Source organism: Pseudomonas sp. R19M (assembly GCF_050312585.1).
Taxonomy (GTDB): Bacteria; Pseudomonadota; Gammaproteobacteria; order Pseudomonadales; family Pseudomonadaceae; genus Aquipseudomonas; species Aquipseudomonas palleroniana.
Genome location: NZ_JBNPJV010000089.1, coordinates 164,287 through 183,863, shown reverse-complemented (window position 1 = coordinate 183,863; position 19,577 = coordinate 164,287). Strand labels below are relative to the sequence as shown.

General features: G+C 62.2%; 14 protein-coding genes. 7 read left to right on the top strand and 7 right to left on the bottom strand.

What is annotated here, in order from left to right; genetic code table 11:
- The first annotated feature begins 7 nt into the window (after nucleotides 1–7).
- Complete coding sequence (locus ACQRBT_RS20875; RefSeq protein ID WP_244383315.1) at nucleotides 8–1,009, top strand: dihydroxyacetone kinase subunit DhaK; 1,002 nt, start codon at nucleotides 8–10, stop codon at nucleotides 1,007–1,009.
- Nucleotides 1,010–1,012: 3 nt separating this feature from the next.
- Nucleotides 1,013–1,660, top strand: coding sequence for a dihydroxyacetone kinase subunit DhaL (gene dhaL, locus ACQRBT_RS20870; protein ID WP_090370545.1), 648 nt, complete (start codon nucleotides 1,013–1,015; stop codon nucleotides 1,658–1,660).
- On the opposite strand, the gene ACQRBT_RS20865 is transcribed toward dhaL, so the two are convergent.
- Nucleotides 1,617–2,513 (bottom strand): LysR family transcriptional regulator, encoded by an 897-nt coding sequence (locus tag ACQRBT_RS20865; protein ID WP_412047347.1) that lies wholly within the window; start codon nucleotides 2,511–2,513, stop codon nucleotides 1,617–1,619. The two genes, dhaL and ACQRBT_RS20865, sit on opposite strands and share 44 nt — an antisense overlap.
- Before the next feature lie 149 nt (nucleotides 2,514–2,662).
- Between ACQRBT_RS20865 and ACQRBT_RS20860 the strand changes: the two genes are divergently transcribed.
- Nucleotides 2,663–4,192: an MFS transporter gene (locus ACQRBT_RS20860; protein ID WP_412047346.1), complete on the top strand. Its 1,530-nt coding sequence runs from the start codon at nucleotides 2,663–2,665 to the stop codon at nucleotides 4,190–4,192.
- A gap of 137 nt (nucleotides 4,193–4,329) precedes the next feature.
- Here the strand turns inward: ACQRBT_RS20860 and sohB are convergent, their stop codons facing one another.
- Nucleotides 4,330–5,355 (bottom strand): protease SohB, encoded by a 1,026-nt coding sequence (gene sohB, locus ACQRBT_RS20855; RefSeq protein WP_060752545.1) that lies wholly within the window; start codon nucleotides 5,353–5,355, stop codon nucleotides 4,330–4,332.
- A gap of 204 nt (nucleotides 5,356–5,559) precedes the next feature.
- Between sohB and ACQRBT_RS20850 the strand changes: the two genes are divergently transcribed.
- Entirely contained in the window at nucleotides 5,560–6,270 is a 711-nt protein-coding gene (locus ACQRBT_RS20850; protein WP_090370542.1) for a histidine phosphatase family protein, read from the top strand.
- 55 nt (nucleotides 6,271–6,325) lie between these two features.
- Complete coding sequence (locus ACQRBT_RS20845; RefSeq protein WP_003215671.1) at nucleotides 6,326–6,640, top strand: SCP2 sterol-binding domain-containing protein; 315 nt, start codon at nucleotides 6,326–6,328, stop codon at nucleotides 6,638–6,640.
- 47 nt (nucleotides 6,641–6,687) lie between these two features.
- Here the strand turns inward: ACQRBT_RS20845 and ACQRBT_RS20840 are convergent, their stop codons facing one another.
- Both ACQRBT_RS20840 and ACQRBT_RS20835 read right to left on the bottom strand, forming a co-directional pair.
- Entirely contained in the window at nucleotides 6,688–9,327 is a 2,640-nt protein-coding gene (locus tag ACQRBT_RS20840; RefSeq protein WP_412047345.1) for an MGH1-like glycoside hydrolase domain-containing protein, read from the bottom strand.
- Between the two features lie 134 nt (nucleotides 9,328–9,461).
- Entirely contained in the window at nucleotides 9,462–10,871 is a 1,410-nt protein-coding gene (locus tag ACQRBT_RS20835) for an OprD family outer membrane porin (RefSeq protein ID WP_412047344.1), read from the bottom strand.
- Between the two features lie 297 nt (nucleotides 10,872–11,168).
- Here ACQRBT_RS20835 and hglS point away from each other — a divergent pair, with 297 nt between their 5' ends.
- Nucleotides 11,169–12,545: a 2-oxoadipate dioxygenase/decarboxylase HglS gene (hglS, locus tag ACQRBT_RS20830; RefSeq protein ID WP_412047343.1), complete on the top strand. Its 1,377-nt coding sequence runs from the start codon at nucleotides 11,169–11,171 to the stop codon at nucleotides 12,543–12,545.
- 136 nt (nucleotides 12,546–12,681) lie between these two features.
- Here hglS and ACQRBT_RS20825 read toward each other — a convergent pair whose 3' ends face one another.
- On the bottom strand, nucleotides 12,682–12,906 hold the full coding sequence (locus ACQRBT_RS20825; protein ID WP_412047342.1) for a DUF465 domain-containing protein: 225 nt from the start codon (nucleotides 12,904–12,906) through the stop codon (nucleotides 12,682–12,684).
- Between the two features lie 180 nt (nucleotides 12,907–13,086).
- Here ACQRBT_RS20825 and tkt point away from each other — a divergent pair, with 180 nt between their 5' ends.
- Nucleotides 13,087–15,141 carry a transketolase gene (tkt, locus tag ACQRBT_RS20820; protein WP_412047341.1) on the top strand — a complete coding sequence of 685 codons (2,055 nt, stop codon included), beginning with the start codon at nucleotides 13,087–13,089 and terminating at the stop codon, nucleotides 15,139–15,141.
- Nucleotides 15,142–15,251: 110 nt separating this feature from the next.
- Here the strand turns inward: tkt and uvrA are convergent, their stop codons facing one another.
- Together uvrA and ACQRBT_RS20810 are read right to left on the bottom strand one after the other, a co-directional pair.
- On the bottom strand, nucleotides 15,252–17,765 hold the full coding sequence (gene uvrA, locus ACQRBT_RS20815; RefSeq protein WP_412047340.1) for an excinuclease ABC subunit UvrA: 2,514 nt from the start codon (nucleotides 17,763–17,765) through the stop codon (nucleotides 15,252–15,254).
- Nucleotides 17,762–19,474 (bottom strand): ATP-binding protein, encoded by a 1,713-nt coding sequence (locus tag ACQRBT_RS20810; RefSeq protein ID WP_244383308.1) that lies wholly within the window; start codon nucleotides 19,472–19,474, stop codon nucleotides 17,762–17,764. The genes uvrA and ACQRBT_RS20810 overlap by 4 nt, the downstream gene beginning before the upstream one ends.
- Nucleotides 19,475–19,577: the final 103 nt, after the last annotated feature.

Sequence of the window (19,577 nt, the reverse complement as noted above, 5' to 3'; positions counted from 1 at the left end):
CCGCGTTATGAATCGAGTCATCAACGATCCGGACCAAGTGGTCGAGGACATGCTGCGCGGCATCCTGGTCGCGCACCCCGAGTTGCGCCAGTACGAGACCAACCCTCGGGTCATCACCAAAGCCAGGCCCTCCGGCCAGGGCCGCGTAGGCATTGTCACCGGCGGCGGCTCAGGCCATGAACCGGCGTTTCTCGGCTATGTCGGCCCGGGCCTTGTGGACGCGGTAGCCGTCGGCGAAATTTTTTCGTCACCCACCGCCAAAAGCTTTTTCGATGCCTTCCGCGCCGCCGACCATGGCGCGGGCGTGGCCTGCCTGTACGGCAACTATGCCGGCGACAATATGAACGTGAAACTGGCGATGAAAATGGCGGCCAGCAAAAACATGCGCATCCGCACGGTGGTCGCCAACGATGACGTGGCCTCCGCGCCGAAGGCCGATATCGCCAAGCGCCGAGGGGTGGCTGGGGAAATTTTCATGTGGAAGGTCGGCGGTGCCGCTGCAGCCCAGCATTACGACCTGGACGGGGTCATACGGGTTGCGCAAAAAACCGTCGATCATTGCCGCTCGATCGGCATTGGCCTCACCCCCTGCACCATTGCCGCCGTCGGCAAGCCGAACTTCCAGATCCCCGACGGCCAGATGGAATTGGGCATCGGCCATCATGGCGAGCCGGGCATCGAAGTGGTCGCCATCGAACCGGCAGCCGCGATGGCTGAACGCATGCTCGCGCCAATCCTCGCCGACCGCGATTTCAGCCAGGACGACAGCGTGGTGGTATTGGTCTCAGGCCTGGGGGCCACGCCGCTGATGGAGCTGTATGTGTTCTACGCCGAAGTGGAGCGTCAGCTCAGCGCCAAGGGCTTGAAGATTCACCGTTGCTACGTCGGAAACTACTTCACCTCCCTGGAGATGATGGGCGTGACCTTGACCCTGCTCGGCCTGGACGCAGAGCTGAAAACCCTGATCGATCATCCCTGCCGTTCCATCGGCATGACCCAGGCGGAGTGAACCATGAGCCAGCATTTTTCCACCCACGACGGCAGCGCCATCGTTGCCGACCTGGTCAGCGTGATCGTCGCCAACCGTGAATACTTGAGCGAAGTGGACGGCGCCATCGGCGATGGCGACCACGGCATCAACATGGCCAAAGGGTTCGCCCATTGCGGGCGCACAATCGAAGGCCGCCAACTGACGCTGGCCGAAGCCCTGGATGAACTGACCCTGAGCCTGATGGAAGGCATCGGCGGCTCCATGGGCCCGTTGTACGGCAGCCTGTTTATCGGCATGGCCGACGAGGTACGCAGCTGTGATGACATCGACGCCGCCACCTTCGCCCACTTGCTGCGCGGCGGCTTGACCTCGCTGCAGGACATTACCGAAGCCGGCGTGGGCGACAAGTGCTTGATGGATACGCTGATCCCGGCGGTCGAAGCCTTTGAGGGCGCGCATGCCGGCGGCGCGTCCTTCCATGATGCGTTGGAGGCGATGAAAAGCGCTGCGTCACGCGGCCGCGATTCGACCAAGGACCTGGTGGCGAAAATCGGCCGCGCCAGTCGCCTGGGCGAGCGTTCCCTGGGGGTGCTGGATGCAGGGGCGGTGTCGTGCTGCCTGATCCTCACGCGCCTGGCCGACTCGGTACAACCGCGACTGATTGCTTGATGTGCTCCAGGTAGCGCACCACCGCCGGCGCTTGCTCAAAGCGCCGGTGAATCAACGACAACCATGACGAGGCTTCGCATCCCTGAATCGTGCGGTACACCACGCCCGGCAAACTCACATGCCCCACCATGGACGCCGGTACCACCGCCACGCCCTGCCCCAATGACACCAGCGCCACCACCGCGACCAAACCACCCGGTTGCGGCCCCAGGCGTGGCGCATAGCCACCTTGTGCGGCCACGTGCAGGGTGCCGCTGATCTGTTCCGGCAGGATAAACGTCTCATTCTGCAAGTGTTCGCAGCCGATGGCTTTGAGCCCGAGCAGCCAGGAATCCTGCGGCAGCGCGAGCACGAAGCCCTCACTGTCCAGGCGTACCGCCTCCACGCCATCGGGCAAGGTCATGGGTGAGCGGATGTAGCCGATGTCATACCGCCCATCCGCCACCGCATTGGCCAAGGTCGCCATCGCGCATTCGCGCACGTTCACGCTCACGTCGGGAAACGCCTGGCTGAACCCCTGCATTTGCCGTTGCAGCAAACCGCAGTACAGCGCCGAAACCACGTAACCCAACTCGATATGCCCGATCTCCCCACGGCCGGCGCGCTGGGCATTGCGTTGGGCGAACTCGAATTGCCGCACCGTGGCCTCGGCTTCAATCAGCAAGGCGGCGCCCGCTTCGGTGAGGCTGACCTCGCGCTGCCGGCGGATGAACAAACGTGTGCCCAGGCTGTTTTCCATGTCCTGGATCTGCCGGCTCAGGGTCGGCGGCGCGATGCCTAACTGCTCGGCCGCGCGACTGAAGTTGCGGTGCCGGGCAACGGCCAGAAAGTAACGGAAATGGCGTAGTTCCATAGAGGTTTAGCTCAAAGGTAATGAAGTGCTTCGTAGCGGCTAACAAAGACGTTACCGGCCAAGGATAAGCTCATACCACTTCAACACTAGAGAGCCCTCGCGATGCCCGTCAATTGTCTTTTCAGGATTGCCTGCAAGGTAATTCAACCATGAACCCGGCCAGCCCACGCCTGACGCTGCTGACCGCCTCCGGTGTCTGTTCGTTGATCGTGCTGGATACCAATATCGTCGCGGTGACATTGCCAAGCATCGCCCGCGACCTGGGCGCCAATTTTGTCGATATCGAATGGGTGGTCAGCGCCTATATGCTCGCGTTCGCGGCCTTGTTACTGCCCGCCGGCAGTATTGCCGATCGCTTTGGCCGCAAGAAATCGCTGATCTGGGGGTTGAGCATTTTCATCCTGGCGTCCCTGGGCTGTGGTGCTGCGCCGAACGCGTTGTTGCTCGATATCGCCCGCGCCGTCAAAGGGGTCGGCGCGGCCCTGCTGTTGACCTCGGCACTGGCCTCCATCGGCCACACCTTCCACGATGAAGTGGAGCGTGCCAAAGCCTGGGCGTTCTGGGGCGCCTGCATGGGCGTGGCGATGACCGCCGCGCCGACCCTGGGCGGCCTGATTACCCACTATCTGGGCTGGCGCTGGATCTTCTACCTCAACCTGCCCGTGGGCCTGACACTGATGAGCCTGGCGCTGCGCGCGATTCCCGAATCACGCGACACCCCGTCAGCACGCCTCGACCCATGGGGCAGCCTGGCCTTCAGCGCAAGCTTGCTGTGCCTGATCTGGGGCTTGATCGAGGCCAATCGCATTGGCTGGGACAACCTGCTGACCTACGCGCGTCTGGTCGGTGGCGCGCTGTTGCTGGGCGTGTTTGTGTGGGTCGAGCGCCTGCAACAACGGCCAATGGTGGATTTGCAACTGTTGCGTCACCCGCGCTTTATCGGCGCGCTGTTGGGGATGTTTGCCTACGCCGGTTGTGCCCAGGTGATGATGACGCTGCTGCCGTTCTACCTGCAAAACGGCTTGGGCTTTTCCGCGATTGCCTCGGGGCTGGGCATGCTGCCGTTTGCTTTGACCATGCTCATCTGCCCCCGGATCGGCGCCCGTCTGGCTGGCCGCTTTGCACCCGCGACGATGATGGCCGCCGGCTTGACCCTGGTGGGCTGCGGCAACTTGCTGAGTGCCTGGGCCGTGAACGTCGGCGGTTATCTGCCCTTCGCCCTGGCGATTGCCGTCACCGGCGCCGGTGCGGGGCTGCTCAATGGCGATACACAGAAAAACATCATGGCCTGCGTGCCACGCGACCGCGCCGGAATGGCGTCGGGCATGAGCACCACCATGCGTTTCAGCGCGATCATGCTGGCCATCGGCGTGTATGGGGCGTTGTTAAGCCGCCATAGCGAGCGGTTGCTCAGTGCGAGTGTTGACGCTCAGTGGCAGGCCCAGGTGGCGTCTATTGCCTCGCGCGTCGTGGCCGGGGATATGCCGGCGGCGATGGGCTTGTTGCCGCAGTCGGCACGGGCGGCCGTGCAACCGCTGGCGCAACAGGCGTTTGTGGGTGGGTTCGGCGGGGTATTGTGGGTAGCCGGATTGTTGGGGTTGCTCGGGGCGGTGGTGGTGGGGATCTTGATGAGCAAACCCATTCCGGCAGCCACCCCATCTTCACTGCCGACCCGCTGATTCCAACACCACACAACAAATGTGGGAGGGGGCTTGCTCCCGATAGCGGTGGTTCAGTCCATACAGTTATCGACTGTCACATCGCCATCGGGAGCAAGCCCCCTCCCACAAGGGATCAGCTACAGGTCCAGCATCGATTACCAGAACCGCTGCTGGGTCAGCCGGTTCCACCAGGTCAACAACACGCGGTCAACCGAGCCGCTGGCGGCCAGGCCCACACGTTCCTGCAGGCTTTTACGCTCGGCATAATGCAGGTGGAACACTTCGGCGGTCTTGGCCTTGTTCGCCAGGTATTCGTCGCTGGTCTGCAGTTCATCGACCAGTTGTTTGTCGAGGGCGGCAACCCCCAACCACACTTCACCGGTCGCCACGTCGTCGATCGCCAGCTGTGGGCGGTAGCGCGAGACGAAGTTCTTGAACAACTGATGGGTGATGTCCAGGTCCTCCTGGAACTTCTCGCGGCCCTTCTCGGTGTTTTCGCCAAACACCGTCAAGGTGCGCTTGTACTCACCGGCGGTCAGCACTTCGAAGTCGATATCGTGCTTCTTGAGCAGGCGATTGACGTTCGGCAGTTGCGCCACCACGCCAATGGAGCCGAGGATGGCGAACGGTGCGCTGATGATCTTCTCGCCGATGCACGCCATCATGTAGCCGCCGCTGGCCGCCACTTTGTCGATGCATACGGTCAACGGCACGCCCGCCTGGCGGATACGCGCCAGTTGCGATGACGCCAGGCCATAGCTGTGCACCATGCCGCCGCCGCTTTCCAGGCGCAGCACCACTTCGTCCTTGGGCGTGGCCAGGCTCAGCAACGCGGTGATTTCATTGCGCAGGCTCTCGGTGGCAGAGGCCTTGATATCACCGTCGAAATCCAGCACGAACACCCGCGGCTTGGCCTCGGGTTTCTTCTTGCTGTTTTTCTTTTCGGTTTTGCTTTCGGCTTTGCGCAGGGCCTTGAGCTGCTCTTTGTCGAGCAGGCTCGACTCCAGGCGCTCACGCAGGCCCTTGTAGAAATCGTTGAGCTTGCTGACCTGCAATTGGCCGGCGGACTTGCGACGGCCTTTGTTGCGCAGCGCCGCGAAACTGATCAGTACCACCAGGATGGCGACCACCAGGGTGACGGTCTTTGCCAGGAAACTCGCGTATTCAGCCAGAAAATCCATGTCGCTCCTTATAAGGACAATTTAAATGGATGTGCGCCAGGCGCAGATGCCCCAGCATACCGGCGGCACCGCCTTCGGACCAGTGCTCAAACCGCCAGCAATGCCCCTCTAACGCGCTTTTAAAACAAGCGTATGTTTTTTCATTGACAGCTCGCGGGCATCCTCATAACCTCGCCAGACTTTCAACGTACCGGGAAAACGGACGTGGGCAGCATCTACCTGATTCGACATGGCCAAGCCTCCTTCGGTGCAGACGACTACGACGTGCTGTCGCCCGTCGGTGTGGAGCAAGCGCAAGTGCTCGGTCGCCACCTGGCCGACCTCGGCCTGGCATTCGACCGCTGCATCGCCGGCGACCTGCGTCGCCAGCAGCACACCGCCCGCGCTACCTTCGATCAGTACACGGCTCTGGGCCTTGCGGTGCCACCGCTTGAAGTCGACAGTGCCTTCAACGAGTTCGACGCCGAGGCGATCATCCGCGCCCTGCTCCCCGACCTGCTCGGCACCGAGCCCCACGCCCTGGAGATCCTGCGCAATGCTGCGCAGAACCGCAGCGAATTCCAGCGAATTTTCGCGCTGATCATCGAGCGTTGGCTGGCCGGCACCTACGACCCGCCCGGGCTGGAAAGTTGGCTGGGGTTTGTCGAGCGCGTCCAGGGTGGCCTGCAGCGCATCCTCGAGGCGGCAGACAACACCCACAAGATCGCCGTGTTTACCTCCGGCGGCACCATCACCGCCCTGCTCCACCTGATTACCCGGATGCCTGCCGCCCAGGCCTTCGAACTGAACTGGCAAATTGTTAACACCTCGCTCAACCAGCTGAAATTCCGCGGTCGCGAGGTGGCACTGGCTTCCTTCAACAGTCATACCCACTTGCAATTGTTGAAGGCGCCGCAGCTCATCACTTTCCGATGAACTGCGGCCAACCGTGACCCCAAGGTCACTGGACTCACCCTAAAGGATCGAAACCATGACTGACGTAGCTAAAGCCGTAGAAGCAATGAAAGCCAAATTCAACCCAGCTGCCGCCGACGGCCTGGACCTGGTCTTCGGTTTCCGTATCGATGACACCCAGAACTTCTCGCTGGTGGTTAAAAACAACACCTGTGAACTGCTGGAAGGCGAAAACCCGGACGCCCAAGTGACCCTGGTCATGGACGGCGAGACCATGAAAGGCATCGTCGACGGCTCCACCGACGGCATGCAGGCGTTCATGGGCGGCAAACTGCGCACTGAAGGCGACATGATGCTGGCCATGAAGCTGAGCGAACTGTTCCCAGCCTGAGTGCACTGAAACGCCAATGGTGGGAGGGGGCTTGCTCCCTCCCACATTCAGTTGCGGTTCGGCTGTAGCAACAACGCCACCAACGCACTCCATCCCGTTTGATGGGATGCGCCCAACCCCCGTCCGGTTTCCCCATGGAAATACTCATGGAACAACACCAGATCCCGGCTGGCCGGATCTGCCTCCAACTGCGCATACCCCGCCATCGAAGGCCGCAGGCCATTTTCATCGCGCAGGAATAAACCCGTCAGACGCTGGCTCAGGCTGTCGGCGACGTCCTCCAGGGAAGACAGATAACCACTCCCCGTCGGGTACTCCACCGAAAAATTATCCGCGTAGTAACGATGAAACTCGCGCAGCGACTCAATCAGCATGTAGTTCACCGGCATCCACAGCGGCCCCCGCCAGTTGGAGTTGCCGCCGTAAAGGCGTGAGTCGGATTCAGCAGGCTGGTAGCGCGCACACAGGGTGTCGCCATTCATTTTCAGCGCCAACGGCTGCTCGGCAAATGCCTTGGACAGAGAGCGCACGCCAAACGCCGAAAGGAACTCATCGCCCTCCAACATGCGCCGCAGCAGGTCCTTGGTGCGCTCACCGCGCAACAGCGCCAGCAACAGGCGATTGCCCTGCCCCGGTTCGTTCCAGCGTGACACCAGCTTGGCCAGGTCTGGCCGGTGCTTCATGAACCCCAACAGACGTTCACGCAAGCCCGGCAAGCCTTCGTGCTCACGCTGCTCCAGCACCAGCACTGCAAACAGCGGCATCAGGCCGACGATGGAACGCAGGCGCACCGGTTCATTCTGGCCGTCGGGGCGGTGCAGCACGTCGTAGAAAAACCGGTCCTGCTCATCCCACAAGCCTTCGGCACTGTCGTCGACGCGATTGATCGCGCCGGCGATATACAGGAAGTGCTCGAAAAACTTCACGGCGATGTCCACGTACACCGCGTTGCGCTTGGCCAGCTCCAGGCCGATGCGCATCAGGTCCAGGGCATAGGCGGCTACCCAGGCCGTGCCGTCGGCCTGATCCAACTGGTAACCCGGCGGCAGCGCCGCCGAGCGGTCGAACAACGCAATGTTGTCCAGGCCGAGGAAGCCGCCCTGGAACAGGTTGCGCCCTTCGGCGTCCTTGCGGTTGACCCACCAGGAAAAATTCAACAGCAGCTTGTGGAATATCCGCTCAAGAAAGTCCATGTCGCCCACGCCGTTGAGCGCTTTGTCCTGCTGATACACCCGCCAGCTGGCCCAGGCGTGTACCGGCGGGTTGGCGTCGTCAAAACGCCATTCATAGGCCGGCAATTGGCCGTTGGGGTGCATGAAGCGGTCTTTCACCAGCAACAGCAGCTGTTGCTTGGCATACCCTGGGTCGATCAGTGCGATCGCCACCGCCTGGAAGCCCTGGTCCCAGGAGGCGTACCACGGGTATTCCCAGGTATCGGGCATGGTCAGGATGTCGAAGTTGGACAGGTGCCGCCAATGGGTATTGCGGATATGCAGGCGCTCAGGCGGCGGCGCGGGCTGGGCCGGGTCGCCGTCGAGCCATTGGTTCACGTCAAAATAATAGAGTTGCTTGGACCACAGCAGGCCGGCCAGTGCCTGGCGTTGCACATTACGCGCATCCTCATCGGCAATTCCCTGCTGCAAGGCCGCGTAGAAATCATCCGCCTCCTGGCGACGCTGTTCGAAGAGCTTGCGCGCATTCAGCTCAGGCGCATCGGTGGGGGCAAACCGCAGGTACAGGGTCTTGCTTTCCAGGCCCGCCAGTTCAAGGACAAAGCGCGCCGCGACCTTGGTGCCGCGGTCGCGGCGAATCGCCGATTGCACCGCACCCACCACGTAATCGTTGATGCCATCCTTGAACGGCCCCAAGGCTGCCAGCCCATCCAGCTTGGGGAAGTTGGTCTCGTTTTCGCAAAACAGCCATTCGACTCCCTCCTGCCCCCACGCGCTGAGATGGCGATCGGGCAGCTCAGGGTGACGGGCCAGCACCTGCTCGCCGCTGAGGGTCAGGCTTGGCTTGGGCGCGTCGTAGGTCCAGCTCCAGTCATTGCGCGCCCAGAGCTGGGGCAGTACCTGCAAGCGCGTCGGTTGGTCCGAGCGGTTGTGCACGGTGATGCGCATGCAGATATCGTCGGGTTGATGCTTGGCGTATTCGACACTGACATCGCAGTAGCGGTTGTCTTCGAATACCCCAGTGTCGAGCACTTCATACTCGGCGGCGTCCAGACCGCGCCGGGCGTTTTCGTTGAGCAAATCTTCATAGGGAAAGGCGGCATGCGGGTATTTGTAGAGCATGCGCATGTAGGCATGACTCGGCACGCCGTCGACGAAGAAGTACAGCTCCTTGACGTCTTCACCATGGTTGCCCTCGGCGTTGTTCAGGCCGAACAGGCGCTCCTTGATGATCGCGTCGCGCTCGTTCCACAGGGCCAGGCCCAGGCACCAACGTTGCGCCTTGTCACTGAAACCGGCCAGGCCGTCTTCACCCCAGCGATAGGCCCGGCTGCGGGCGTGCTCGTGGGGAAAGTAGGCCCAGGCGTCGCCGTCAGCGCTGTAGTCTTCGCGCACGGTGCCCCATTGGCGTTCACTGAGATAAGGCCCCCATTCGCGCCAGCGCTCGGCGTCTTGAGCCGCCAGGCGCCGGCCTTCCAGGGTTTCAAGGATGTGGGTTGCGGGCTTGGCCGTCATCGAGTCCTCCATCACTGACACAGTGAGGGGCAGTGTAGAGCCCCGCCGTGCCCGGATGCACATGAAGTCTCATTTTATGAGCGCCAAAAAAAACGGCCGCTGATTCAGCGGCCGCTTGTTATCCCGGCGCGTTCTTAGAAGATCGCGTAGGTATAGTTGAAGATCAGGCGCGTCTGGTCCTGATCCGGCGTGCCGGTGTTGTGGCCGTGGTAAGTACCGGTGCGCAGCGTGGTACCGAAGCCCTTGAGCGGCCCTTCCTGCACGACGTAGTCGAGACGGAAGTCGGTTTCGTTTTCTTTCTGGTCGGAACCGCCGGCCACTTTGGACTTGATGCCGGTACCGTCCAGGTAGGCCACGGACGCTCTCAGGCCAGGTACGAAAGCCTTGAAGTCATAAGAGTACTGACCGAAGTTGACCTGCTCACCGGCACGGGAGAACTGGCCGACCACGGCGTCGGTGAACAGATAGAAGTCGCTGCCGCCCGCACCTTGCGGGTTAGGGTCGGCAAGGCTGCCCTGGTTGACCCAGACGAAGCCACCGTCATCGCTCACACCGATATGGCCAAGCATCAGGCTGCTGCCGCCCAACTGGTAGGTGAACGCGGCGCTGTAGGTTTTGTTGTCCACTTCGCCGGCGTGCTTGGCGTAGCCGCCGTTGTTGTTGAACGCATAGCCGGACTCGCCGTTTTTACCGTCGCTGCTGCTGTCAAAGTAGCGCAGGTCCGTCTTGAACGATTGGTCGTTGCCCAGCGGCAATACGTGGACCAGGCCGAAATAGTTCTGTTTGTAGAAGTTTTCCAGGTTGGCGTAGTAGTACTGCAACGTCAGGTTTTTAGCGATGGCGTTGTCGGAGGAGCCAAACGGCTTGTAATCAAACCCGCCGAATTTGAAGCTGTCGCTGTCACGGGTACCACCGGCCACGCTCAGCCCGGTGGAGTTGCTCGACGCACGGCCTTCGGCCTTGTTCAACTCACCGGCGGTGATACTCACGTTCGGGATGTCGTTGGAAGTGAGGATGCCGCCATCAAAGGTCTGCGGCGCCACGCGGCTGTCGTTCGAGACCAGGATCGGCAACACCGGCGCCAGGCCGCCACCCACATGCAGCTCGGTCTGGGAAATGCGGAACTTCACATTGCCGGCGGCACGGCTGAAGGAGTCGGCCGGTTCGGTACCGTTGTTCTTGGTCGGGAAGAAGCTGTTGCCGTTACCCGCCAGGCCCGGGCCTGCGGTGTGACCATCGCCACCGTCCAGGCGCAACGCACCAAAGGCCATCACGTCGAAACCGACGCCGAGGGTGCCTTGGGTGTAGCCGGACTTATAGTCAAAACGCAGCGCGGTCGCGGTTTCGCGCAGATCGTTGTTGGTCCCCGAGCGGTTATCGGCGCTGTAGTACATGGTCCGCGAACTGACGGACGCATGGCTGTCTTCAAGAAAACCGCTGTAACCGTTGCCTGTACCCAGAGAACCCAGCCCAAAACCATCGGCGCTCGCTTGCTGTGCCAGCACGGCGGCGGTGACGGCTAACGCCAGTGTAGAAATTTTCATTAATGACGGCCCCTAAATCTATTTTTATGTGTGCGGTGTTTAGAACAGCTTTCATCCCTACAAACGTGACGATTGTTTCATGACGCCCTGGGCGCACCTCGTGAAGATTTTGTTAGGAAAGTCGGGGAAAAATGAAATTTCGCAGGGGATGGTTTTTGTCATATTTACGTCATGTCATTCATTCGCAGAATGAAGTCCTGAAGATTCTTCGTTTGCACGCTGGCACCCAGCCCAACAAAATCCAGGCACAAGCCGCGTCATTGCATGCCCCTATCTCTAGTGTTCAGGAATTTTTTTATGCCCAGCGCCGCGCATATCAGCCCCGACGAGATCCGCAAAGGTTTTTCCAAGGCCATGTCGGACATGTACCGAGATGAAGTTCCGCTGTACGGCGCGTTGATGGCGCTGGTGGCCGAGACCAACAGCCGGGTGTTGAACAGTGATCCGGGCCTGGCCCGACAGTTGCGCCGCACCGCAGAGATCGAGCGCCTCGACATGGAACGCCACGGTGCCATCCGCCTGGGCACCGCCGAGGAATTGGCAACCATCAGCCGCCTGTTTGCGGTGATGGGCATGCAACCGGTGGGCTACTACGACCTGACGCCTGCCGGGGTGCCGGTGCATTCCACGGCCTTTCGCGCCGTGCATGAACATTCGCTGCAGGTCAGCCCGTTTCGCGTGTTCACCTCGCTGCTACGCCTGGAACTGATCGAAAACCCCGAGCTGCGCGCCTTCGCCGAACAGGCCCTGGCCAAACGTGCGATCTTCACCCCGGGCGCACTGGCGCTGATTGCACAATCAGAACGGAACGGCGGCCTCAACGCCCAGGACGCTGATGAATTCATCCGCCAGGCCCTGGAAACCTTTCGCTGGCACCACACCGCCACCGTCACCGCTGCGCAATACCAGCAATTGAGCGACCAGCATCGCCTGATCGCCGATGTCGTGGCGTTCAAGGGCCCGCACATCAACCACCTGACACCGCGCACCCTGGATATCGACCAAGTGCAGGCCGCCATGCCTGGCAAAGGCATCACCCCCAAGGCGGTGATCGAAGGCCCACCCCGCCGTCGCTGTCCGATCCTGCTGCGCCAGACCAGCTTCAAGGCCCTCGACGAACCCATCGCCTTCACCGATGCCCAGGGCAGCCACAGCGCACGCTTCGGCGAAATCGAACAACGCGGCGTCGCCCTGACACCCAAAGGCCGCGCCCTGTACGACCAACTGCTGAACGCCGCCCGCGACGCGCTGGGCGCCTTCCCCAATGAAGGCAACGCTGCGCGTTATGTGGCGTTGATGGAACAACACTTCCAAGCCTTCCCCGATGATCATGCACAGATGCGTGAACAGGGCCTGGCGTACTTTCGCTACTTCGCCACCGAACAAGGCTTGGCGGCACGCGGTCACGCCGATCAACCACAGACCCTGGCGGCATTGATCGCAGCCGGCCATGTGGCGGTAGAGCCGTTGGTCTATGAAGATTTCCTGCCGGTGAGTGCGGTGGGGATATTCCAGTCGAACCTGGGGGATGCGGCGCAAAGTCACTACGCAGCCAACGCCAACCAGGCGCAGTTCGAACAGGCGCTGGGGCGTCAGACGATTGATGAATTGCAGCTGTATGGCGAGACGCAGCAGCGCTCCATCGACGAATGCCTGAAAACCCTGCTGAAATGAAATGAAGTGCCCGCCCGGCTCAGCTGCGCATTCCATGCGCTGCAAAAATCCCCAGAGCCGGGTGGACGGGGGGCATCATAGGCACTAAAGCGCCGTCTGTCCCTCAGACAATTCTGAAGAAATATTACCGTCGTTCCTACAACATCCGTTGCACAATTTGGTCTTTGAGCAACAGCCGCTTCTTCTTCAGTACCTCCACCTGCTCATCGCTGGCGCTGGCCGATTCTGCTTTCAGCACTGCGTCGTCGGCGTCCTTGTACTGGTCGAACAGCGCGTCCAGGCGCTTATCACTCGCCCTACGTTGGTGAACCTCTTCCTTGCTTTTACCCAAGTCCTGAATCAGATCGTGTTTCACTGGCATGGCGTACCTCTGCACGTTGATCAATGGCCTACGCTCTTGAAGCTAGCCCATTGCGCGGGGTCTTGTCATGTCCGGGATCAATAGGGCTCCGTTCGTCGCAAGGCGGACGATGGGATCAAACCTTTTGCCCTGCCCTGCCCTGCCCTCCACTCTAGATCGCCACCCGAGGGAGACCGGTTCATGAATCATGCTGCCACCGCTGTCGACACCCAATGCATCAACACGATTCGCACCCTGGCCATGGACGCCGTGCAGAAGGCCAATTCCGGCCACCCCGGCACGCCGATGGGCCTGGCGCCGGTGGGGTATACGTTGTGGAGTCGCTTCCTGCGTTATCACCCGCAGCAACCCGACTGGCCCAACCGTGATCGGTTTGTGTTGTCGGTGGGGCATGCGTCGATGCTGCTGTATTCGCTGCTGCACCTGGCCGGTGTGGTCGAGATCGATGCCCATGGCAAACGCTCCGGAGCGCCCGCGATCAGCCTCGACGACATCAAGCAGTTCCGGCAGATGGGCTCCAAGACCCCAGGCCACCCCGAATACCGCATGACTACCGGCGTGGAAACCACCACCGGCCCGCTCGGCCAGGGCTGTGCCAACAGCGTCGGCATGGCCATGGCCGAGCGCTGGCTGGCCAAGCGCTTCAACCGCGACGGCAAGGTGCTGTTCGACTACAACGTCTACACCCTGTGCGGTGACGGCGACATGATGGAGGGTATCAGCGGCGAAGCGGCATCGTTGGCCGGGCACCTGCAGCTGGATAACCTGTGCTGGATCTACGACAACAACACCATCAGCATCGAGGGCCACACGGAGCTGGCGTTCAGCGAAGATGTGATCCAGCGCTTCCAGGCCTATGGCTGGCACACCCTGCACGTCACCGATGCCAATGATCTGCAGGCCCTGAGTGCTGCGCTGTCAACCTTCCAGGCCAACACCGGCGCCCCGACCCTGATCGTGGTCGACAGCGTGATCGGCTATGGCTCGCCCCACAAACACAACACAGCCGCCGCCCATGGCGAGCCGCTGGGTGAAGAAGAAATCCGCCTGACCAAGGCCGCTTATGGCTGGCCACAGGACTCCAGCTTCCTGGTGCCCGATGCGGCGCGTACGGCGTTGCGCGATGCGCTGCTCGAACGCGCCGAGCCCTTGTTCAGCCAATGGAACCAGACCCTGTCCCAGCTCGACGCGCCATTGGCCGACGAACTCCAGCGCATGCGCGCCGGGGAAATGCCGGCACAATGGCAAGCCGACCTGCCGGACTTTGCGGCGGATGCCAAGGGCGTCGCCAGCCGTGCCTCGGGCGGCGAGGTGCTGAACGCCTTCGCCCAGCATATCCCTTGGCTGATTGGCGGGTCGGCGGATCTGTCGCCCTCGACCAAGACCAATCTCACCTTTGATGGTGCCGGGCGTTTCAGCGCCGACGACTACAGCGGGCGTAACCTGCACTTCGGGATTCGTGAACATGCCATGGGCGCCATCGCCAACGGCATGGCCTTGTCCTACTTGCGGCCCTACACCTCGACGTTCCTGGTGTTCAGCGACTACATGAAACCGCCGATCCGCCTGGCAGCGATCATGGAGTTGCCGGTGGTGTTCGTGTTTACCCACGACTCGATCGGCGTGGGTGAGGACGGGCCAACGCACCAACCCATCGAGCACCTCACGCAGCTGCGGGCCACGCCGGGGTTGCTGACCCTGCGCCCCGGCGATGCCAATGAAACCCTGGAATTGTGGAAGGTGGCCCTGGCGCAAACCCACCGGCCCAGCTGCCTGGTGCTGTCGCGCCAGGCGTTGCCGACCCTGGACCGTACGCAGTATGCGAGCGCCTCGGGAGCGGCCAGGGGCGCCTATGTGCTGGCGGGTGCCGAGCGCCCTGAAGTGTTGCTGTTGGCGACCGGCAGTGAAGTCAGCCTGGCCGTGGCGGCCTATGAACAGTTGACCGCCGAAGGGATTGCCGCGCAGGTGGTTTCAATGCCCAGTTGGGAGCTGTTTGAAGAGCAGGAACGCAGCTATCGCGACAGTGTGTTGCCGCCCGCAGTGAAGGCTCGGGTAGCGATAGAACAGGCCGGCCCCCTGGGTTGGGACCGCTATGTCGGGCAGACCGGGGCCAAAGTGGTGATGAACAGCTTCGGGGCTTCGGCGCCGCTGGCCAAGTTGCAGGAGAAGTTCGGGTTTACGGTTGAGAATGTGGTGGAGCTGGCCAGGCAGCAGATCCAACGGGCTCAACACTGAATGCGTTGATTCGCACTTGCTCTCGATGGCGGGGTTCAGTCGACACATGAAGTGACTGACAGGCCGTCATCGGGAGCAAGCCCCCTCCCACAGTTTGTCCCGCATCGGCCTCACAGTTCCCGGGCGAGGAAGGGGGCGGTACGGCTGGCCTTGCTCTTGGCGACTTTCTGCGGCGTACCACACGCCACCACCTTGCCGCCTTGAGCGCCCGCTCCCGGCCCGATATCGATCACCCAATCACTCTGGGCAACCACGCGCATTTCATGCTCAACCACCACCACGGTGTGGCCGGCATCCACCAGTTGATTCAACTGGCTGAGCAGGCGGTCGACGTCACGCGGATGCAGGCCGGTGGTCGGCTCATCCAGCACATACAACGTGGCGCCCCGCGCATTGCGTTGCAGTTCGGTCGCCAGCTTGATGCGCTGCGCCTCACCGCCCGACAACTCCGTCGCCGGCTGGCCCAGGCGCAAATAGCCCAGGCCGATATCCCGCAGTACCTGCAAGGAGCGCAATATCCCCGGCTGCTCGGCGAAGACCTCGACCGCCTGCGCCACCGTCAGCCCCAGCACTTGGGCGATGTTCAAACCCTGCCACTGGATCGCCAGAGTCTCGGGGTTGTAGCGGGCGCCATGGCACGTCGGGCACGGCGCATACACACTGGGCATGAATAACAATTCGACGCTGACAAAGCCTTCGCCTTCACAATTCGGGCAGCGGCCCTTGGCGACGTTGAAGGAAAACTGCCCGGCATCGTAACCGCGCTTTTTCGCCGCTGGCGTGGCGGCGAACAGCTTGCGCACGTTGTCGAACAGCCCGGTGTAGGTCGCAAGGTTCGAACGCGGGGTACGGCCGATGGGTTTCTGATCCACCTGCACCAGGCGGCGAAGGTGTTCCAGGCCGCTGCTGATCCGCCCGCCGCTGGCTTGCGGCGCGTCGTCTTCCAGGCTTGGTTCTTCGTCGTTCTCCAGCACGCGCCCCAGGCCCGTGCCCACCAGTTCCAGCAACGCCTGGCTGACCAGGCTGGATTTACCCGAGCCGGAAATACCGGTCACCGCCGTGAAGCACCCCAGCGGGAACTCCACGTCCAGGTCATTGAGGTTATTGCGCGTCACCCCTTCGAGCTTCAACCAGCCCGAGGGCTCACGATGCGGCTGACCTGGCGGGCGCCGTTCGGCGAACAGATACTCACGGGTCTGCGACGCCTCAACGTCGGCCAAACCGGCCGGCGGGCCGCTGTACAGCACCTGCCCACCCTGCTCGCCGGCCGCCGGGCCGACGTCGATCAGCCAGTCGGCGCGGCGCATGGTTTCCAGGTCGTGCTCGACCACGAACAACGAATTGCCCGCCACCTTCAAACGCTCCAATGCGCTGAACAACGCTTCACCATCGGCCGGGTGCAGGCCCGCCGAAGGCTCATCCAGCACATAGATCACCCCGAACAACTGCGAGCCCAATTGAGTGGCCAGGCGCAGGCGCTGCAATTCACCGGACGACAAGGTCGGCGTACTGCGCTCCAGGGACAGATAACCCAGGCCCAATTCGATCAAGGTGTTGACCCGCTCCAGCAGGTCCTGGGCGATGCGCTGCGCCGCCAGGCGCTTTTCCACCGACAGTTTCATCTTGTCCTGCCCCGCCGCCACCGGGCGCAACAGCTCGGCCAAGCGGGACAACGACAACTGCGACAACTCACCGATATCCACCCCGGCAAACTTCACCGACAGCGCCGCCTGGTTCAGCCGCTTGCCTTCGCACAACGGGCACGCGCTGCCCTGCATGAATTGCGCGACGCGCTTTTTCATCAGTGCACTTTGGGTGTGGGTGAAGGTGTGCAGGATATAACGCCGCGCACCGCTGAACGTGCCCTGGTAGCTCGGCTCCAGTTTGCGCTTGAGGGCGTCGCGGGTCTGTTCGGGGGTGAAGCCGGCATACACCGGTACGGTCGGGGTTTCTTCGGTGAACAGGATCCAGTCGCGCTGCTTTTTCGGCAGGTCGCGCCACGGAATATCGACGTCATAGCCCAGCGTCACGAGGATGTCGCGCAGGTTCTGGCCCTGCCATGCCAGCGGCCAGGATGCCACCGCACGCTGGCGCAGGGTCAGCGACGGGTCAGGCACCATCAGCGCCTCGGTCACCTCATACACGCGGCCCAGGCCATGGCACTCCGGGCAGGCCCCCTGGGGCAGGTTCGGCGAAAAATCTTCGGCGTACAGCATTGGCTGGCCCGGCGGGTAGCTGCCGGCGCGGGAATACAGCATGCGGATCAGGCTCGACAGCGTAGTCACGCTGCCCACCGATGAACGCGCACTCGGCGTGCCGCGCTGCTGTTGCAGGGCCACGGCGGGGGGCAGGCCCTCGATGCTGTCCACGTCCGGGACGCCGACCTGATCGATCAGGCGCCGCGCATACGGCGCCACCGACTCGAAGTAACGGCGCTGCGCCTCGGCATACACCGTGGAAAATGCCAGCGACGACTTGCCGGAGCCGGACACCCCGGTGAACACCACCAGGGCGTCACGGGGAATGTCCACATCGACATCGCGCAGGTTGTGTTCGCGGGCGCCACGCACCCGGACGAAGCCGACCGGGGTAGAAAGCTTGGGCATGTTGCGCTGTGAGGTCATGGACAACCTTGTCGGGTAGTGAGCACCGAGCGCACCCGTTGCGTCAGGGCATCGGGGCTGTAGGGCTTGCTCAGCAAGTTGATATCCGGGCTCAGCAAATGATTGCTGGAGAGAATGTCACGGGTGTGCCCGGAGGTGAACAGCACTGGCACGGGAGGCTGCTGCACGCGGGCCCAGTCGGCCAGGTCCGTGCTTTTGACTCGGCCGGGCATCACCACATCCGTGAAAATCAGGTCCGGCCGTACACCGTCCTGCAACACCCGCATCGCCCGGTCGCCGTCCTCGGCGGTGAGTACGGTATAGCCCGCTTGCTTGAGCAACTCGACGACCGTCAGGCGCACGCCTTCATTGTCCTCCACCACCAGGATGGTCTCCTGGCCGCCGCAGTGCAGCGCCAGTTCTTCCTGTGTGTCCAGGCATTCCGGCTCCAGGCTGTGGGGGAAATACATCTGCACCGTCGAGCCCTTGCCCTCCTCGCTCCACATCTCCACGTGCCCGCCGCTTTGGCGCACGAAGCCGAACACCATGCTCAAGCCCAGCCCGGTGCCCTGGCCCTCGAGTTTGGTGGTGAAAAACGGCTCGAAGACGCGCTTGAGCACCTCCGGGCACATCCCCACGCCGGTGTCGCTGACCGCCAGGCGCACATACTCGCCCGGCTTGATGCTTTTACCGGCGCAATCGTCAGGGTTGAGGATGATGTTTTCGCCGGTGATACGAATCACGCCTTCGCCGTGCATGGCATCCCGGGCATTGATCGCCAGGTTGAGCAGCGCGTTTTCCAGCTGGTTGCGGTCGACCTTGATGCACCAGGCATCCGTGGGCATCTGCACATCGATATGAATGGTTTCACCCAACGCACGCTGCAGCAATTCGCCCAGGCCCGCATAGATGCGCTGCGGGTTGTACACCGCCGGCGACAGCGGCTGGCGACGGGCGAAGGCCAGCAGTTGCGCCGACAGCTTGGCGCCGCGCTCAACGGCCTCAATGGCTGCGTTGACCCGGCGCTGCACCTGGGCGTTATCCGGCTCATGCCGGGCCAGCAGGTGCAGGTTGCCGGCGATCACCTGCAGCAGGTTATTGAAGTCGTGGGCTACACCACCGGTCAGGCCGCCGATGGCTTCCAGCTTCTGCGACTGGCGCAGTTGATCCTCGGCAGCGGAGCGCGCCTGCACTTCAGCGGCGACGCGTTGTTCAAGATTGTGGGTGAGTTCCTGGCGCACTTGCTCGGACTTCACCAGTTCGGTGGTCTCCACCACAATCGCCAGCACGCCGGCCGGCTGCTGGTTGTCGCCGGCAACCGGGCTGTAATACAGGTCCAGCCAGACCGTCTCCGGCTTGCCATGGCGCGACAGTACCAGGTCCTTGTTGTTGAATAACAAGGTCCCGCCCGCCAGGCAGGTGTCGACCACATGACGGTTGAAGTCGGCGACTTCCGGCCAACCCAACTCCACCGGTTTGCCCAGGATATGCGGATGACGGCCACCGGCAAACGCCGAATAGCTGTCGTTATAGATCATGTACCCCGCCCGCCCCCACAGCATCACCATCGGCACGGGCGAGGCCAGCATCATTTGCACGTTGCAGACCAGGCTGGTGGACCACGAGTCGATGGGGCCAAGATCAGTGGTCGACCAGTCGAACGCGCGGATTCGCCGGGCCATTTCACCGGCCCAGCCTTCGCAGCCATGAGAATTGGATAAAAAATGCATGGGTTGACTCAGTACGAAAAGAAAACATCGACCAGCGTTGGAGCGCGCCAACCCTAGATCGTTTCACCGCCTTAACGCCAGCAGGTAAATGCAACCCGCGTCA

What these genes read in the sequence shown, in the direction of transcription:
- ACQRBT_RS20875 (WP_244383315.1), top strand. Translation starts at nt 8, where the DNA reads ATGAATCGAGTCATCAACGATCCGGACCAAGTGGTCGAGGACATGCTG.
- dhaL (WP_090370545.1), top strand. Translation starts at nt 1,013, where the DNA reads ATGAGCCAGCATTTTTCCACCCACGACGGCAGCGCCATCGTTGCCGAC.
- ACQRBT_RS20865 (WP_412047347.1), bottom strand. Translation starts at nt 2,513, where the DNA reads ATGGAACTACGCCATTTCCGTTACTTTCTGGCCGTTGCCCGGCACCGC.
- ACQRBT_RS20860 (WP_412047346.1), top strand. Translation starts at nt 2,663, where the DNA reads ATGAACCCGGCCAGCCCACGCCTGACGCTGCTGACCGCCTCCGGTGTC.
- sohB (WP_060752545.1), bottom strand. Translation starts at nt 5,355, where the DNA reads ATGGATTTTCTGGCTGAATACGCGAGTTTCCTGGCAAAGACCGTCACC.
- ACQRBT_RS20845 (WP_003215671.1), top strand. Translation starts at nt 6,326, where the DNA reads ATGACTGACGTAGCTAAAGCCGTAGAAGCAATGAAAGCCAAATTCAAC.
- ACQRBT_RS20840 (WP_412047345.1), bottom strand. Translation starts at nt 9,327, where the DNA reads ATGACGGCCAAGCCCGCAACCCACATCCTTGAAACCCTGGAAGGCCGG.
- ACQRBT_RS20835 (WP_412047344.1), bottom strand. Translation starts at nt 10,871, where the DNA reads ATGAAAATTTCTACACTGGCGTTAGCCGTCACCGCCGCCGTGCTGGCA.
- hglS (WP_412047343.1), top strand. Translation starts at nt 11,169, where the DNA reads ATGCCCAGCGCCGCGCATATCAGCCCCGACGAGATCCGCAAAGGTTTT.
- ACQRBT_RS20825 (WP_412047342.1), bottom strand. Translation starts at nt 12,906, where the DNA reads ATGCCAGTGAAACACGATCTGATTCAGGACTTGGGTAAAAGCAAGGAA.
- tkt (WP_412047341.1), top strand. Translation starts at nt 13,087, where the DNA reads ATGAATCATGCTGCCACCGCTGTCGACACCCAATGCATCAACACGATT.
- uvrA (WP_412047340.1), bottom strand. Translation starts at nt 17,765, where the DNA reads ATGACCTCACAGCGCAACATGCCCAAGCTTTCTACCCCGGTCGGCTTC.
- ACQRBT_RS20810 (WP_244383308.1), bottom strand. Translation starts at nt 19,474, where the DNA reads ATGCATTTTTTATCCAATTCTCATGGCTGCGAAGGCTGGGCCGGTGAA.